18 protein-coding genes and 4 tRNA genes are annotated in these 15,760 nt (G+C 74.2%); 8 read left to right on the top strand and 14 right to left on the bottom strand.

What is annotated here, in order from left to right; all coding sequences use genetic code 11:
- Positions 1-111: 111 nt before the first annotated feature.
- The 5 genes from rplA to ACRYRX_RS02665 all read right to left on the bottom strand — a co-directional run bounded on the left by rplA (position 112) and on the right by ACRYRX_RS02665 (position 2,909).
- Positions 112-828, bottom strand: coding sequence for a 50S ribosomal protein L1 (gene rplA, locus ACRYRX_RS02645; protein ID WP_432510256.1), 717 nt, complete (start codon positions 826-828; stop codon positions 112-114).
- A 79-nt stretch (positions 829-907) separates the two neighbouring features.
- Positions 908-1,339, bottom strand: a complete 432-nt coding sequence (gene rplK / locus ACRYRX_RS02650; RefSeq protein WP_432510257.1) for a 50S ribosomal protein L11 — start codon at positions 1,337-1,339, stop codon at positions 908-910.
- Positions 1,340-1,522: 183 nt separating this feature from the next.
- Positions 1,523-2,464: a transcription termination/antitermination protein NusG gene (gene nusG, locus ACRYRX_RS02655; protein ID WP_432510258.1), complete on the bottom strand. Its 942-nt coding sequence runs from the start codon at positions 2,462-2,464 to the stop codon at positions 1,523-1,525.
- A gap of 65 nt (positions 2,465-2,529) precedes the next feature.
- On the bottom strand, positions 2,530-2,763 hold the full coding sequence (gene secE, locus ACRYRX_RS02660) for a preprotein translocase subunit SecE (RefSeq protein WP_432510259.1): 234 nt from the start codon (positions 2,761-2,763) through the stop codon (positions 2,530-2,532).
- Between the two features lie 73 nt (positions 2,764-2,836).
- Positions 2,837-2,909, bottom strand: a tRNA-Trp gene (locus tag ACRYRX_RS02665).
- Between the two features lie 129 nt (positions 2,910-3,038).
- Here ACRYRX_RS02665 and ACRYRX_RS02670 point away from each other — a divergent pair.
- From ACRYRX_RS02670 to ACRYRX_RS02690, 5 genes are all read left to right on the top strand, one after another.
- Complete coding sequence (locus ACRYRX_RS02670) at positions 3,039-4,280, top strand: pyridoxal phosphate-dependent aminotransferase (RefSeq protein ID WP_432510260.1); 1,242 nt, start codon at positions 3,039-3,041, stop codon at positions 4,278-4,280.
- A 171-nt stretch (positions 4,281-4,451) separates the two neighbouring features.
- Positions 4,452-5,672: a sensor histidine kinase gene (locus ACRYRX_RS02675; RefSeq protein ID WP_432510261.1), complete on the top strand. Its 1,221-nt coding sequence runs from the start codon at positions 4,452-4,454 to the stop codon at positions 5,670-5,672.
- Positions 5,669-6,298 carry a response regulator gene (locus ACRYRX_RS02680; RefSeq protein WP_432510262.1) on the top strand — a complete coding sequence of 210 codons (630 nt, stop codon included), beginning with the start codon at positions 5,669-5,671 and terminating at the stop codon, positions 6,296-6,298. The genes ACRYRX_RS02675 and ACRYRX_RS02680 overlap by 4 nt, the downstream gene beginning before the upstream one ends.
- A gap of 57 nt (positions 6,299-6,355) precedes the next feature.
- Positions 6,356-7,420, top strand: coding sequence for an adenosine deaminase (locus tag ACRYRX_RS02685; protein WP_432510263.1), 1,065 nt, complete (start codon positions 6,356-6,358; stop codon positions 7,418-7,420).
- 157 nt (positions 7,421-7,577) lie between these two features.
- Positions 7,578-7,958 (top strand): GntR family transcriptional regulator, encoded by a 381-nt coding sequence (locus tag ACRYRX_RS02690; RefSeq protein WP_432510264.1) that lies wholly within the window; start codon positions 7,578-7,580, stop codon positions 7,956-7,958.
- Here the strand turns inward: ACRYRX_RS02690 and ACRYRX_RS02695 are convergent.
- The 8 genes from ACRYRX_RS02695 to ACRYRX_RS02730 form a co-directional block, all read right to left on the bottom strand.
- A complete protein-coding gene (locus ACRYRX_RS02695; RefSeq protein ID WP_432510265.1) occupies positions 7,955-9,013 on the bottom strand; it encodes a UDP-N-acetylmuramate dehydrogenase in 1,059 nt (352 codons plus the stop codon). The genes ACRYRX_RS02690 and ACRYRX_RS02695 overlap by 4 nt on opposite strands.
- Positions 9,010-10,233 carry an MFS transporter gene (locus ACRYRX_RS02700; protein ID WP_432510266.1) on the bottom strand — a complete coding sequence of 408 codons (1,224 nt, stop codon included), beginning with the start codon at positions 10,231-10,233 and terminating at the stop codon, positions 9,010-9,012. The genes ACRYRX_RS02695 and ACRYRX_RS02700 overlap by 4 nt, the downstream gene beginning before the upstream one ends.
- Positions 10,230-10,637, bottom strand: a complete 408-nt coding sequence (locus tag ACRYRX_RS02705) for a MaoC/PaaZ C-terminal domain-containing protein (protein WP_432510267.1) — start codon at positions 10,635-10,637, stop codon at positions 10,230-10,232. The genes ACRYRX_RS02700 and ACRYRX_RS02705 overlap by 4 nt, the downstream gene beginning before the upstream one ends.
- Positions 10,634-11,095, bottom strand: a complete 462-nt coding sequence (locus tag ACRYRX_RS02710) for an FAS1-like dehydratase domain-containing protein (protein ID WP_432510268.1) — start codon at positions 11,093-11,095, stop codon at positions 10,634-10,636. Before ACRYRX_RS02710 ends, ACRYRX_RS02705 begins: the two co-directional genes overlap by 4 nt.
- Before the next feature lie 32 nt (positions 11,096-11,127).
- Positions 11,128-11,295 carry a 50S ribosomal protein L33 gene (gene rpmG, locus ACRYRX_RS02715; protein WP_432510269.1) on the bottom strand — a complete coding sequence of 56 codons (168 nt, stop codon included), beginning with the start codon at positions 11,293-11,295 and terminating at the stop codon, positions 11,128-11,130.
- 148 nt (positions 11,296-11,443) lie between these two features.
- Positions 11,444-11,516, bottom strand: a tRNA-Met gene (locus tag ACRYRX_RS02720).
- A gap of 28 nt (positions 11,517-11,544) precedes the next feature.
- A tRNA-Thr gene (locus ACRYRX_RS02725) sits at positions 11,545-11,616 on the bottom strand.
- A gap of 93 nt (positions 11,617-11,709) precedes the next feature.
- A tRNA-Tyr gene (locus tag ACRYRX_RS02730) sits at positions 11,710-11,791 on the bottom strand.
- A gap of 107 nt (positions 11,792-11,898) precedes the next feature.
- Between ACRYRX_RS02730 and ACRYRX_RS02735 the strand changes: the two genes are divergently transcribed.
- The gene (locus ACRYRX_RS02735) at positions 11,899-12,390 is read left to right on the top strand and encodes a YajQ family cyclic di-GMP-binding protein (protein WP_432510270.1); all 492 of its coding nucleotides are present in this window, start codon (positions 11,899-11,901) and stop codon (positions 12,388-12,390) included.
- Position 12,391: 1 nt separating this feature from the next.
- Positions 12,392-13,360, top strand: coding sequence for an alpha/beta hydrolase family protein (locus ACRYRX_RS02740; protein WP_432510271.1), 969 nt, complete (start codon positions 12,392-12,394; stop codon positions 13,358-13,360).
- Here the strand turns inward: ACRYRX_RS02740 and htpX are convergent.
- Positions 13,357-14,238, bottom strand: a complete 882-nt coding sequence (gene htpX / locus ACRYRX_RS02745; protein WP_432510272.1) for a zinc metalloprotease HtpX — start codon at positions 14,236-14,238, stop codon at positions 13,357-13,359. The genes ACRYRX_RS02740 and htpX overlap by 4 nt on opposite strands.
- Positions 14,239-14,402: 164 nt before the next feature.
- On the opposite strand from htpX, the gene ACRYRX_RS02750 reads away from it, so the two are divergent.
- A complete protein-coding gene (locus tag ACRYRX_RS02750) occupies positions 14,403-15,641 on the top strand; it encodes a PP2C family protein-serine/threonine phosphatase (RefSeq protein WP_432510273.1) in 1,239 nt (412 codons plus the stop codon).
- Positions 15,642-15,760: the final 119 nt, after the last annotated feature.

Genomic DNA, 15,760 nt, shown 5'->3' on the forward strand with positions numbered 1-15,760 from the left:
TGGGTTACTGGCGGTCTGGGGTTGATCGCTCGAGGCGGGTCGGGGGGCCGGGCGAGGCCGCGAGGGGGGTACCCGGCCGGGACCCGCCCTCGCGGGTGGTTCGCCTCAGGATCAGGCGGTGGTGGCCTCGCCCGTCAGGTTGCGGGTGAGGGCGGGGTCCACCGGGATGCCCGGGCCCATCGTCGTGGTGATCGTGGCCTTCTTCAGGTAGCGACCCTTGGAGGACGACGGCTTCAGGCGCAGCACCTCGTCGAGGGCGGCGGCGTAGTTCTCGACGAGCTGGGTGTCGTCGAAGGACGCCTTGCCGATGATGAAGTGCAGGTTGGCGTGCTTGTCGGTGCGGAACTCGATCTTCCCGCCCTTGATCTCCGACACGGCCTTGGCGACGTCCATGGTCACGGTGCCGGTCTTCGGGTTCGGCATCAGGCCGCGGGGGCCGAGCACCTTGCCCAGACGACCGACCTTGCCCATGAGGTCGGGCGTGGCGACGGCGGCGTCGAAGTCGAGGCGGCCCTTGGCCACCTCGTCGATGAGCTCGTCGCCACCGACGATGTCGGCGCCGGCGGCCTCGGCCTGCGCGGCGCGGTCACCGACGGCGAAGACCAGCACGCGGGCGGTCTTGCCGGTGCCGTGCGGCAGGTTGACGGTGCCGCGGACCATCTGGTCGGCCTTGCGGGGGTCGACGCCGAGGCGGAACGCGACCTCGACGGTCGCGTCGTACTTCACGGTCGACGTCTCGCGGGCCAGCTTGACGGCGTCCAGCGGGGCGTACAGCTCGTCGGAGTCGATCTTCTCGACGGCTGCGCGGTAGGCCTTGCTGCGCTTCACTTCAGCTCCTCAGGGTTGGAGTTCGTGGTCGGACGGGCCGCGCGGGCCCTGCCACTGGGTCGACCGGCCGAGCGGGTGCTCAGTCGGAGACGGTGATGCCCATGGAACGGGCGGTGCCGGCGATGATGCGGGCGGCCATGTCGACGTCCTTGGCGTTGAGGTCCTGGAGCTTCTGCTCCGCGATCTCGCGCACCTGGGCGCTGGTCAGGTTGGCGACCTTCTTCACGTGGGGCTCGCCGGAGCCCTTCTCCACGCCCGCGGCCTTCTTGATCAGCTCAGCGGCCGGCGGGGTCTTGGTGATGAAGGTGAAGGAGCGGTCCTCGTAGACCGTGATCTCGACCGGGATGACGTTGCCGCGCTGGGCCTCGGTCTGGGCGTTGTACGCCTTGCAGAACTCCATGATGTTCACGCCGTGCTGACCGAGCGCGGGGCCGATCGGCGGGGCGGGCGTCGCCTGGCCGGCCTTGATCTGGAGCTTGATGAGCCCGGCGACCTTCTTCTTGGGGGGCATGAGCGATCCCTTCCTCGGGTGCGTGAACGGCCCTTCGGTGCCCGCGGATCGGGCGACGAGTGGTTGGAGGCCGTCGTCCAGTCTACGGGGTGCTCGGAGCAGCGCCGACACGGACGGTGCCCGGGACGCGCCGAGCCCCCCGACCCATCACGGGTCGGGGGGCTCGGCGGGACGGCGTGGACCTCAGATCTTGGCGACCTGGTTGAAGTTCAGCTCGACCGGGGTCTCGCGACCGAAGATCGAGACCAGCACCGTGAGCTTCTGGCGGTCCGCGGAGATCTCCGAGATCGTCGCGGGGAGCGTCTCGAAGGGGCCCTCCATGACCGTGACCGACTCGCCGACCTCGAAGTCCACGACCCGCGCCGGGGCCGCGGTCGTGGTGCCGCCGCCGGCCGCGGCCTTCTCGCCGGCCTGCGGCTTGGGGGTCAGGGTCGGGGCCAGCATCGAGAAGATTTCGTCCTGCGACAGGGGCACGGGCTGGTGGGTGTTGCCCACGAAGCCGGTGACGCCCGGGGTGTGCCGGACGGCGCCCCACGACTCGTCGGTCAGCTCCATGCGGACGAGGACGTACCCGGGGATGCGGACGCGGCGGACGTTCTTGCGCTGACCGTTCTTGACCTCGACGACCTCCTCCATGGGCACCTCGACCTGGAAGATGTAGTCCTCCATGTTGAGGGAGGTCATGCGGGTCTCGAGGTTCGTCTTCACGCGGTTCTCGTACCCGGCGTAGGAGTGGATGACGAACCACTCACCGGGAGCGCGGCGCAGCTTCTTGCGGAACTCCTCGGCCTCGTCGAGGTCGCCCTCACCGGGGTCGAGCGCCTCGTCCGCGGCCGCGGAGGCACCGGCCTCGGGGACGTCGGCCGTGACGTCGTCGGCCCCGGCGTCGTCGGCCCCGGCGACCGGCAGGTCACCGGCCCCGTCGCTCTCGTCGCCCTCGAACCCGACCTCGGGGGCGTCCAGCGCCTCGCCGACGGGCACGTCGGCGGTGTCAGCAGCCTGCTCGTCGGCAGCCTCGGCGTCCGCCTCGACGTCGGCGCGGACGTCCTCGGCGTCGTAGGACTGGGTCGCGTCGAACTGCTCGTCCGACTTGTCGTCGTCCGAGGGACCCCACTGCTCCGACACGTGCTGACCTGCTTCCTTCGGGATACGGGACTCGCGCGCACCCGGCAGGTGCGCACCGACGCTCGTCAGGACCCGAACACCAGCAGGATGAGCTTGCCGATGCCGTAGTCCAGCAAGGAGACGAAGAGCATCATCACCACGACGAACACCAGGACCACGCCGGTGTAGCTGAGCAGGTCGCGGCGGCTCGGCCAGACGACCTTGCGCAGCTCCTCGACGACCTGGCGCAGGAACAGGAGCAGCCCCGTGCGCTTCTTGGCCTCGGCGGGCTCCGCCGTGGCCTTCGTCGTCTGGCTCACCTCGGGCTGCCCCGCTTCCGTGTGCTCGCCTTCTGCGGACGCGGCCGGGAGACCCGGCACGCGGTGGTGCTCGCAGGGCAGGAGGGACTCGAACCCACAACCGCCGGTTTTGGAGACCGGTGCGCTACCAATTGCGCCACTGCCCTTCGGCGGATCCGCGACGCCGGGACGCGCCTCACCACCGTTTTCACGCATGACGGTACGGGGACCGCCGCGACCACCATAGGTGACGCGGGGCCCGGGAGTCGAACCAGTCCACCGCAGGGGGTGGAAGGATGACCTTCGTGACCGCTCAGACGAGTCCCCCGCCCGCCGCCCGCCCCCGCGTCTCCGCCCGGGTCGCCGGGATCGCCGAGTCCGCGACGCTCGCGGTGGACGCCAAGGCCAAGGCCCTGAAGGCCGCGGGCCGGCCGGTCATCGGGTTCGGCGCGGGCGAGCCGGACTTCCCGACGCCGCAGGCCGTCGTCGACGCCGCCGTCGCCGCCTGCCAGGACCCCGCCAACCACCGGTACACCCCCGCCGGCGGGCTGCCCGCCCTCAAGGAGGCCATCGCGGCCAAGACGCTGCGCGACAGCGGGTACGAGGTCTCCCCCGGCCAGGTGCTGGTCACCAACGGCGGCAAGCAGGCCGTCTACGAGGCGTTCGCCGCGATCCTCGACCCGGGCGACGAGCTGCTGCTGCCGGCGCCGTTCTGGACCACCTACCCCGAGGCGGCCCGCCTCGCCGGCGGGGTGGCCGTGGAGGTGTTCGCCGGGCTGGAGCAGGGCTACAAGGTGACCGTCGAGCAGCTCGAGGCCGCCCGCACCCCGCGGACCAAGGCCCTGCTGTTCAACTCCCCCTCCAACCCCACCGGCGCCGTCTACTCCCCCGAGGAGGTCCGGGCCGTCGGGCGGTGGGCGCTGGAGCACGGGATCTGGGTCGTCACCGACGAGATCTACGAGCACCTCGTCTACGACGGCGTGCGCGCCGCCTCCATCGCCGTGGAGGTGCCCGAGCTCGCCGACACCACCATCGTCCTCAACGGGGTCGCCAAGACGTACGCGATGACCGGGTGGCGGGTCGGCTGGATGATCGCCCCGGCCGACGTGGTGAAGGGCGCGGCGAACCTGCAGTCGCACCTGACGTCCAACGTCGCGAACGTCTCCCAGCGCGCCGCGCTGCAGGCGCTGACCGGCGACCTCACGGCGGTGGCGGCGATGCGCGAGGCCTTCGACCGGCGCCGCCGCACGATGGTCTCGATGCTGGACGCGATCGAGGGCGTGTCGTGCCCGCTGCCGCAGGGCGCCTTCTACGCCTACCCCAGCGTCGAGGGGCTCGTCGGCCGGTCGCTGCGCGGGCGCCGGATCGACTCCTCGGCGACGCTGGCCGAGCTGATCCTCACCGAGGCCGAGGTCGCCGTGGTCCCGGGCGAGGCCTTCGGCCCCAGCGGTTTCCTGCGGCTGTCCTACGCCCTGGCCGACGACGACCTCGTCACGGGCGTCGAGCGCGTCCAGCGCCTGCTGGCCGAGGTGGAGTAGCGCGTACGCCGCGCGGTGGACCCCCGCACCGGGCGGGTGGTGGTGCCGGGGCGGGGCCGGGGGCCAGCAGGCTCGTCGGGTGCCCGCTCCCCCGCCCCGACGTGACCGCCGCGCGCCGCGGGGACGTCCGGGCCGGGCCACCGGGTCCGGCCAGGCGGCACCATGGGGGACGTGTCGACACCCCGCGAGCGCTGGTCGCCCGGTGCCGCCGCGCACACCCGCTCCTGGTGGGTGCGCAGCGTCCCCGGCTGGCACGCGGCCTTCGCCCTGTTCGTGGTCATCGCCGCGGCGCTGCTCCTGGTGTCCGAGTCGCCCGGGCGGGGGTGGGCGGCGCTCGCGCTGCTGGCGGTGACGACGGCCTACGCGGGGCTGGCCGTCCCGGCGGTGCCCGGCCGGGGCTGGCGCCCCCGGGCCTACCTCGCCGTGCTCGTGCCGGGGCTGACCCTCGCCCTCGTCGGCGAGCCGCGGCTGAACTTCCTGCTCTTCATCGCGTTCCCGCAGACGTGGGTGTTCACCCGCACCCGCCGGGAGGGGACGGCCTGGACGGTCGCCACCGCCGCGGCGGGGCTCGTCGGCATGGGCCTGGCCCACGGCGACGCGGCCCGGACGGCGGACGTGGCCGTCTCGATGCTCGTCTCGGTGGCCTTCACCTGCGCGCTCGGGTTCTGGATCTCCCAGGTCGTCGAGCAGAGCGAGGTGCGGGCCGAGCTCATCGGCGAGCTCGAGAGCACCCGCGCCGAACTGGCTGCGGCGCACCACGAGTCGGGGGTGGCGGCCGAGCGGGCGCGGTGGGCCGGCGACATCCACGACACCCTGGCGCAGGGGTTCACCGGCATCGTGCTGCTGGCGCAGTCGGCGGCGGCGTCGGCCACCGACGAGGCCACCCGGCGCCGGCTGGAGGTCATCGAGGAGGCCGCGCGCGCCGGGCTGGCCGAGGCGCGGACCCTGGTGGCGGCGATGAGCCCGGTGGGGCTGGAGGACGCGGGCACCCTGGGCGAGGCCCTGCACCGGCTGGCCGAGCGGGTCTCCCGGGAGAGCGGGGTGCAGGTGCAGGTGGTCCTGGCCGACCACGACCCGCTGGACCTGCCGAAGGCGCAGCAGGTGGTCCTCCTGCGGGCCGCGCAGGAGGCGCTGGGCAACGTCCGCAAGCACGCGGGGGCGCGCAGCGCGCAGGTCGTGCTGACCAGCGCCGACGGCCGCGCGACGCTCGAGGTCCGCGACGACGGGGTCGGCATCCGGGCCGCGGACGTGGAGGCGACGACGGGGTTCGGCCTGGCGGGGATGCGGCGACGGGTCGAGGAGGCCGGTGGGGTGTTCGAGGTGGTCGGGGAGCCCGGCAGCGGCACGCGGCTGCGCATCGCGGTCCCGGCCGCGGCCGGGGAGGCGTCGTGACGCGGGTGGTGGTGGTCGACGACCACCCGGTGGTGCGCGGGGGCATCGAGGCGCTGCTGGCCACGGCGGGCGACCTGGAGGTCGTGGGGTCGGCCGGGGACGGCCGGCAGGCGCTGGAGCTGGTCGCGCGGCTGCTCCCGGACGTCGTGCTGATGGACCTGCGGATGCCGGGGATGGACGGGGCGAGCGCCACCGAGCGGATCCGGCGGGAGCACCCGTCGGTGCACGTGCTGGTTTTGACGACGTACGAGACGGACGCCGACATCGTCCGCGCCGTGGAGGCCGGGGCGACGGGGTACCTGCTGAAGGACACGCCGCTGGCCCAGCTGGCGGACTCCGTCCGGGCGGCCGCGCGCGGGGAGACGGTGCTGGCTCCGCCGGTCGCGGCGCGCCTGATGGCCCGGTTGCGGGCACCGGCGCAGGAGTCGCTGACCCCCCGCGAGCTGGAGGTCCTGGCGGCGGTGTCGCGGGGCTCGACCAACGCGGAGATCGGCCGGGAGCTGTTCATCGGGGAGGCGACCGTCAAGACGCACCTGCTGCGCGCCTTCGCCAAGCTGGGGGTCGACGACCGGACGCACGCGGTGACGGTCGCGATCCGGCGCGGTCTGCTCCCCCCGCCGGTCTGAGCACTGCCTCCGACCGGGACGAGACGCGGACTCGGCGTGCTGGCAGACTCACGGAGCGTGACACGCGCGGTCGAGACCCTGCCGAAGGCCCACCTGCACCTGCACTTCACGGGCTCGATGCGGCCCAGCACGCTCCTCGACCTCGCCGACCGGCACGGCGTCCGGCTGCCGGCCACGCTGAGCTCCCAGGCGATGATCACGCTCTCGCCGGACGAGCGCGGCTGGTTCCGCTTCCAGCGCCTGTACGACGCGGCCCGGGCGTGCGTGCGCACGGCCGACGACATGCGCCGGATCGTCCTGGAAGCCGCGGCCGACGACGCGGCGGAGGGCTCGCGGTGGCTGGAGCTGCAGGTCGACCCCACCAGCTACGCCGTCCACGTCGGCGGCCTCACCCCCGCGCTGGAGATCGTCCTGGACGCCGCGCGGGAGGCCACCGCGCTGACCGGGACGTCCGTCGCGGTCGTCGTGGCCGCCAGCCGCGTCCGGCACCCGCTGGACGCGCGGACGCTGGCCCGGCTGGCCGCCCGGCACGCCGGGCAGGGGCCCGGCACGGTCGTCGGGTTCGGCCTGTCCAACGACGAGCGACGCGGGGACACGGCCGAGTTCGCGGGGGCCTTCGACATCGCCCGCGCCGCGGGGCTGGCGTGCGTCCCGCACTCGGGGGAACTGCTGGGACCCGCGCACGTCGAGACGACCCTGACGACGCTGCGGCCCGACCGCCTCGGCCACGGCGTGCGCAGCGGTGAGGACCCCGCGGTCCTGGACCGGGTCGTGCGGGCCGGGGTGGCCCTGGAGGTGTGCCCGACGAGCAACGTCTCCCTCGGGGTGTACCCCGATCTGCGGCGGGTCCCGTTGCGACAGCTGGTGTCCGCGGGTGCGACGGTGGCACTGGGGGCGGACGACCCGCTGCTGTTCGGGCCCCGCCTGGCGGCGCAGTACCGCAGTGCGCGCGAGGAGCACGGGTTCGACGACGCCGGGCTGGCCGGGCTGGCGAAGGCGTCGATCAGCGCCTCGCGGGCGCCGGCCGAGCTCAAGCGGCGGTGGTGCGCGGAGGTGGACGACTGGCTGGCCGGGACGGGTGACGACCTCGCGGACCGGGGGACGGGACACCTCGTCGTGTGATTGACTCAATGAGTTGATCCATTACCCTCACGGAGGTCGCCGTGCTCGGCCCGCTCGTCCCCGCCCTCCCGCTGACCGTCCTCCTGCTCGGCGGGCTCGTCGTGGGCTGCGTGCTCCTCATCCCGGCGCGCGGCCTGCGCCGGACGGCGGTGCGGTCGTGACCGAGCTGCGTGTCCTCGTCGACACGGCCTGCGCCGTCCCCGCCTACGAGCAGATCCGCGAGCAGGTCACCGTCCTGGTCACCACCGGCGCGCTGCGCGAGGGCGACCGCCTGCCCGCGGCCCGGGCCCTGGCCGCCGACCTCGGCCTGGCCGTCGGCACCGTCCAGCGCGCCTACCGCGAGCTCGAGCTCGCCGGCACCGTCACCTCGCGCCGGCGCACCGGGACCGTGGTGACGGCCGGGGTCACCGTCGAGGAGGACGTCCGGTGGGCGGCGGAGGGGTTCGTCGAACGGGCGCTGTCGTCCGGGCTCAGTCCCGACCAGGCCCTCGACGTCGTCCGCGCGGCGCTGGTCAGCGTGGGACGCAGCCGCACCTAGAGGGAGGCGCCGACCAGCACCGGCTCGTTGACCAGCCGCACGCCGAACCGCTGCTCCACGCCGTCGGCGACCGTGCGGGCCAGCGCCAGCAGGTCCCCGGCCGTCGCCGAGCCCCGGTTGGTCAGCGCCAGCGTGTGCTTCGTCGACAGCGTCGCCGGGCCGGGGGCGCCGTAGCCCTTGCCGAACCCGGCCCGGTCGATGAGCCAGGCGGCCGAGGTCTTCACCAGCCCCTCCCCCGCCGGGAAGCGGGGTGCGTCCGCGGGCAGCCGGTCGGCGTCGGCGACGGACAGGACCGGGTTGGTGAAGAACGAGCCCGCGCTCCAGGTGTCGTGGTCGCTGCGGTCGGCGGGGTCCCACACCATGCCCTTGCCGGCGCGCAGCTCCAGGACGGCCTCGCGCACCGCGCGGGCCGGGGCCACCTCCCCCACCTCCACGCCCAGGCGCCGGGCCAGCTCGGGGTAGCGCACCGGCGCGGGCCGCATCGGGAACTGGAACGTCACGTCCAGCACCACGTACCGGCTCTCGGCGTGCGGCCCGGCGAGGGCGACGCGCGACCGCTTCAGCAGCGACGTCCGGTACCCGAAGCCCAGCTCCGCCGCGGCGAACGTCCGCTGCCGCCGCTCCACGCGATCGAAGGTGCGGACGGTCTCGACGGTCTGCGCGACCTCCTGCCCGTAGGCGCCGACGTTCTGCACCGGCGTCGCGCCCACGCTGCCGGGGATCCCGGACAGCGCCTCGATCCCGCCCCAGCCGCGCTCGACGGCCGTCGCGACGAGGTCGTCGAAGCGGTGCCCGGCCGCGACGGTCACGATCCCGCCGCCGCAGGCGTCCTGGGAGGCGACGGAGAACCCCCGCGTCGCGACGTGCACGACGGTTCCGGGGAAGCCGTCGTCGGCGACGAGCAGGTTGGAGCCGCCGGCCACCAGGAGCAGGGGTTCGCCCGCGGCGTCGGCGGCGGCGACGGCCTCGACGAGCTCGGTCTCCGTGGTGACCTCGACGAGGTGCCGGGCGGGGCCGCCGACGTGCAGGGTGGTCAGGTCAGCCAGGGAGGTCACGAGGACAGCTTGCCGTCCGGCGACCGGTCCGCCGCACCGAGGGCCACCCCGTCGCGGTGCGGCGCCGCGGACCCGGCGACGACCAGGGACAGCGCGGCGAGGACCGCGGCCGCGGTCACCGCGTCGAGCACGCCCACGCGGTCGGCCAGGAAGCCCAGCAGCGGGGGCCCGGCGAGGAAGGCGGCGTAGCCGACGGAGGACACGACGCTGACGCGGACGGCGGCGTTGACCTCCTCGTCGGCGGCGGCCGTCATGCCCAGCGGGAAGCCGAGGGCGGCGCCCACCCCCCACAGCGCCGCCCCGACCACGGCCAGCGGGACGCCGGGGGCGTGCACGAAGAGCAGGATCCCGGCCACGGCCAGCCCGGCGCACAACCGCAGCGCGAGGACCCGCGGCACCCGGGCCAGGACGACGGGCCCCGCGAGGCGCCCCAGGGTCATGGCGGTGACGAAGACGGCGAACCCGGCGACCCCGACCTCGTGCGCGACGTCGTGGCCGTCGACGAGGCCCTCGGCCAGCCAGTCGTTCGCGGTGCCCTCCACGAACGCCATGCCCAGGACCATGACCCCGATGAGCAGGGTCCGGGGCTCGGCCCAGGCCCGCCGCAGGGAGATGCCCGCCGGGGCGTCCTCCTCGGGGGCGGCGTCGGGCAGGAAGGAGCGGACGAGCACCGCGGCGCCGCCGAGGGCGAGGACGGCGGTGGCGGTCAGCTGCACCCAGGTGGGCAGCCCGGCGCGCACGAGGAGGACGGCGAGCCCGGCCGCGACGACGGTGCCGAAGCTGTAGCCGGCGTGGAAGCGGGACATGATCGCCCGGTCGAGGCGGCGCTCGACGACGGTGCCCTCGACGTTCATCGCGACGTCCCAGCTGGCCGTGCCGGCCCCCTGCACGAACAGCCCGATCGCGGCCAGCGGCAGGCTGTGCAGCCCGTCGACGGCCAGCGCGGCCAGCGACATGCCGGCCGCGACGGCGCCGGCGCCGGCCAGCACGGTGCGGGCGCGGCCGATGCGCAGCACCACGGCCCCGGCCAGCGGCATCGCCAGGACCGAGCCGAGGGACAGCGCGAGCAGGAGCAGGCTGAGGCGGCCCGCGCTGAGGTCGAGGGTGTCGCGCACCGAGGGGATGCGCGAGGCCCAGGAGGCGAAGGCGAAGCCGTTGAGGGTGAAGGCGGCGTAGACGGCGGTCCTCGCGCGCGACGCCGCGGGCGAGGCCGCGGTCACGGGAGCTTGACGACCGCTCGCGCGCGGGTGAGGACCTTGGTGCCGCCGCTGGTGACGGTGAGGTCGACCTCGACGGTGCCGGCCGCGTCGTCGCGGGCGACGACGGTGCCGCCGACGTCGACGACGGCGTTCTCACCGGCGGGCACGACGACGGGGGCGGTGAACCTCGTGCCGTAGGACAGGACCCGGCTGGGGTCGCCCGCCCAGTCGGCGACGACGGTCCCGGCCAGCCCCATGGTCAGCATCCCGTGGGCGATGACGTCGGGCAGGCCGACCGAGCGCGCGGTGGCCTCGTCGAGGTGGATGGGGTTGCGGTCCCCCGAGGCCTCGGCGTAGGTGCGCAGGTCCTCGCGGGACAGCTCGTACCGGGCGGTGGGCAGCTCGGTGCCGACCTCGACGCTCACGCTTCCTCCGGGGCCCGCACGACGAGCATCGACGCGACGGTCGTCACGGGCGTGCCGTCGGTGAGGGCGAGTTCGGTGCGGGTGGTGACCATGGCGTTGCCGCGGACGACGCGGACGCGGTCGACGTGGACCTCGGCGGTCAGCTCGTCCCCGGCCACGATCGGGCGGTGGTGGGTGAACTGCTCCTCGCCGTGCACGACGCGGGTGAAGTCGATCCCGGCGGCGGGGTCGGAGACGAACTGCGCCTCCGCGGCCTGGGCGAGGGTCACGGCGAACGTGGGCGGGGCGACGACGTCGGCGTACCCGAGCTCGCGGGCCGCGGCGGTGTCGTGGTGGCTGGGGTGGGCCGCCCGCACGGCCCGGGCGAAGGCCCGGACCGCGTCGGCGGTCACCGTGGTCGTCCCGGCCGGGGGGTAGACGCGACCCGCGAAGGACTCGTCCACGTCGACGGTCGTCACAGCGGTGCGTCCTCCCTCGGAGCGACGGAGGGTCAGCGGGTCTCGCGGTGCGTGGTCTTCTTGCCGCAGCGGGGGCAGAACTTCGCCAGGTCGAGACGGTCGGGGTCGTTCCGACGGTTCTTCTTGGTGATGTAGTTCCGCTCCTTGCAGTCGGTGCAAGCCAGCGTGATCTTCGGGCGGACGTCGGTGCTCTTGGCCACGGCCGGTTGCCTCTTCCTCAGTGTCGTGAAACGCGGGCGGACGAGTGCGCCGCCGAACTGCCTTCCAGGGTACGCGACGAGCGCGCAACGCCCGAACGTGCGACGAGCGGCCACCCTGGGGGCGACCGCTCGGGGCTGTCGTGCGCTGTAGCGAGGGCCGGACTTGAACCGGCGACACAGCGATTATGAGCCGCTTGCTCTACCAACTGAGCTACCCCGCCGTGCGTCCGGCGGAGGCCGCCGGCTGCGAGCCCCGATCGAGGATTGAACTCGAGACCTCTTCCTTACCAAGGAAGTGCTCTACCACTGAGCTATCGGGGCGTTGCGTCGTGCACTGCCGCGTGCGCGGTCTGTGATGACCTTACACGCCGCGACCCGGTGCTCAGGACGAGCACCGGGTCGCGACTCGCGACGTGGCGGGTGATGGATTCGAACCAACGTAGGCTACGCCGGCGGATTTACAATCCGCTCCCTTTGGCCGCTCGGGCAACCCGCCAGTGCCACCAGCGAGCTGGCGACGGTGAGACGATAGCAAGCCCGGGGCCGTCTGCGAAAACCGACCCCGGCGCCCACCGGCCCAACCACCTCAGGAGGACCCCCACCGTGCCCAGCGACTCCTCGTTCGACGTCGTCAGCAAGGTCGACCGCCAGGAGGTCGACAACGCGCTCAACCAGGCCGCGAAGGAGATCGCCCAGCGCTACGACTTCAAGGGCGTCGGCGCCGACGTCAGGTGGAGCGGCGAGTCGATCGTCATGGTCGCCAACTCCGAGGACCGCGTGAACGCCGTCCTCGACGTGCTCCAGACCAAGCTGGTCAAGCGCGGCGTCTCGCTCAAGGTGCTCGACCTGTCCGAGCCGGTGCAGTCCGGCAAGGAGTACCGGCTCACCGCGACCCTCAAGGAGGGCCTGGCCCAGGACGTCGCGAAGAAGATCGGCAAGATCATCCGCGACGAGGGCCCCAAGGGCGTCAAGACGCAGATCACCGGGGACGAGATGCGCGTCACCTCCAAGAGCCGCGACGAGCTGCAGGAGGTCATCGCGCTGCTCAAGGGCGCCGACCTCGACGTCGCGCTCCAGTTCGTGAACTACCGCTGACGTGCCCGGCCTGGACCGCCGCGCGCTCCTGGGGCTGGCGCTGAGCGGCGGCGTCCTCGCCGGCTGCTCCGGCACCGACGACCCGGAGCCCGCCGCCACGACCGCGACGCCGACCCCGACCGCCACGTCGACGGCCACGGCGACGGCGACGGCCACGGGCGCGCCGGACGCCGAGACCGACCCGACCTTCGTGCCCACCGGCCTGAGCGCCGCGCAGCGGACCGTCTACCGCTACGGCGACCACTACCGGCAGGTCAGCGACCTGTGGCTGCCCACGGTCGGGCGGCGGGACGCGTTCGTCGTCGTCGTGCACGGGGGCGGCTGGGAACCGGGCTACGACCGCCGCGACATCAACGACCTCGTCGGCGACCTCGTCGCCCGCGGGTACCCGGTCCTGAACGTCGACTACCGCGGGTACGGCGACGGCGGGGGGTGGCCCACGACGTTCACCGACACCGCCACCGCGGTCGACCTCGCCGCCGACGCCGCGGCGCAGCACTCGCTGCCGCTGGACCGGGTCTGCATCGCGGGGCACTCCGCCGGCGGTCACCTGGCGATGTGGGCCGCCTCCCGGCGCACGCTGCCGGCCGGCGCGCCCGGGGCCGACCCGGAGGTCACCCCGGCGCTGGCGGCCTCGCTGTCGGGGGTGCTGCACCCCTCGGTCGCCTACGGCGAGGACGCCAACGTCGTGGGCCTGTTCGGCGGGTCCCCCGCCGAGGTGGACGACCGGTTCGCCCTGGGCGACCCCTCCCGCCGGGCGCCGTACGGCATCCCGCTGTGGGCCGGGGCGGGCACCGCCGACGAGGTGGTCCCCTACTCCCAGACCGAGTTCTTCGTCGACACCGTCACCGCGGCCGGCGACACCGTCGAGGAGCAGCTCGTCGACGGCGCGGACCACGTCGCGGGCAAGGAGCCCGACGGGCCGATCGTGCCGCTGTTCCGGGTCTGGCTGGAGGGCCGGCTGGCCTAGCGCCGGTACCCGGCGAGGGCCTCGAGGCGCGCGATGCGCTCGGCCATGGGCGGGTGGGTGGAGAACAGCTTCGCCACCCCCTGCCCGCGGAACGGGTTCGCGATCATCATGTGGCTGGAGTTCACCAGCTCGCGCTCGGGCGGCAGCGGCAGCTGGCGGGTGCCCAGCTCCAGCTTGCGCAGCGCCGAGGCCAGGGCGAGCGGGTCGCCCGTCAGCCTCGCGCCGTCCTCGTCGGCGTCGTACTCGCGGGTCCGGGAGATGGCGAGCTGGATGACCGTCGCCGCCAACGGCGCCATCAGCGACAGCAGCAGCACCGCCAGCGGGTTGGGCCGGTCCTCGTCGCGGCCGCCGCCGGCCATCGACCCGAAGAACAGCCCGAACTGGGCGACGGACGTGATGACGCCCGCGAGCGCGCCCGCGACCGAGCTGGTGAGGATGTCGCGGTTGTAGACGTGCATGAGCTCGTGGCCCAGGACCCCGCGCAGCTCGCGCTCGTCGAGCAGCTGCAGGATCCCCTCGGTGCAGCAGACGGCCGCGTTCTCGGGGTTGCGGCCGGTCGCGAAGGCGTTGGGCGCCATGGTGGGCGAGACGTACAGCTGCGGCATCGGCTGGCGGGCCGCGGTCGACAGGTCCCGGACGATGCGGTGCATCACGGGCTGCTCGGCTTCCGAGACCGGGCGCGCGCGCATGGCCCGCAGGGCGAGCGTCGCGGAGTTCCAGTACCCGTAGGCCGACGTGCCGATCCCGACGAGCACGAACACGAACAGGATCACGGGCGCGTTGAACGACGAGGCGAGCAGGCCGCCGATGAGCAGCAGCACCGCCCAGATCGCGCCGAACAGCACGGCCGTCTTCAAGCCGTTGTGGTGCCGGTGCATCCGGTCCCTCCCCCCGCGCCGACGTTCTCGCAGGCAGAACGCCGCAGCCGGCCCGCACGTTCCGGGGCCGCCACCCGGGAACGACAGTTGCGTGACGAGGCCGGACTGTGAGTGACTTCCCGCACGTCGGGTGTCCGGCGGACGAGACCTGACGGGAGTCCACGGTGAACACGGGCACCGCCGAGCGCCGGGCCGGGACCCTGCTCTCGCTGGCCACCGCGCTGGCCGCCACCGACAGCGTCGAGGACGTCGCGCTCGCCGTGCGGGACGTCCTGCGCAAGGACCTCGAGGCGTCCTTCACGTCGGTGTCGATGGTCGACGGGCCGTGGCTGACGACCCCCGCCCTCGGCCAGCTCGACGACCACACCGAGCAGCGCTGGCTGCGGCTGCCCCTCGACCTCGACACCCCCGTGCACCGCGTCGCCCGCTCCGGGCGGCCCCTGCGCTTCGCCTCCCCCGACGAGCTGGCCGCGGTCTTCCCCTCCACCGCGAAGACGTTGCGGCGCACGGGGTGGCGCTGCGGCCTGGTGCTGCCGCTGCTGATCTCCGGCGGGTTCCGCATCGGGGCGCTGACCATCGCGTGGGACGTCGAGCGCACCCTCGGCGAGGAGGAGGCGGTGCTGGCGACGGCGGTCGCCGACGCCACCGCGCAGGCCGCGCGCCGAGCCCAGCTGTACCGCGAGCGCCGCGACGTCGCGCACACGCTGCAGGCCGCGATGCTGCCCGAGCTGCCGGCGCTGCCCGGGCTGGAGATCGCCAGCCGCTACCTGCCGTGGTCGACGACGGACGAGCAGGTCGGCGGGGACTGGTACGACGCCATCTCGCTGCCCGACGACGGCGTCCTGCTGCTCATCGGTGACGTCGCCGGTCACGACACGGAGGCGGCGGCCCGGATGGGCCGGGTGCGCTCGATGTTCCGCGCCCTCGCCGTCGACCACCCCGAGGAGCACCCGGCGGCGCTGGTCAGCCGCCTCGACCACGTGCTGGACGTCCTGGGCGACCAGACCCTGGCCACCATGGCGGTCGTGCGGCTCGACGCCCCCGGCCCGGACCGGCGGGTGCGGTGGACCACGGCGGGCCACCCGCCGCCGGTGCTGGTGGACGCCCGCGGCCGCTCCACGGTGCTGCAGGAGGAGCCGGACCTGCCCCTGGGCGTCCTGCCGGACCGCCCCCGGCGCGACCACTGCCGTCCCTGGCCGGCCGGGGGCACGCTGGTGCTCTACACCGACGGCCTGGTGGAGCGGCGCGGCCGGGACGTGGGCGAGGGCATCCGCGTCCTGCGCGCGGGCCTGGAGCGGACCCACACCGAGCCGCTGGAGACGCTGCTGGGGGAACTGGTCACCGAGCACGTCGCCAACAGCGAGGACGACTGCGCGGTGCTCGCGGTGCGCGATGTGTCCTGACCGGCCTCCCCGCGACCTCCACCCACCTCCCCCGGACCTCCCCCGGGGCGCCGCCGATCGGCCACGCCCCGCCGGGAGCCACCCGCCGGTTCACCGTGAAGACCCTGGGAACCGCCTGC

It is taken from the genome of Kineococcus lubricus, assembly GCF_050871965.1.
Taxonomy (GTDB): Bacteria; Actinomycetota; Actinomycetes; order Actinomycetales; family Kineococcaceae; genus Kineococcus.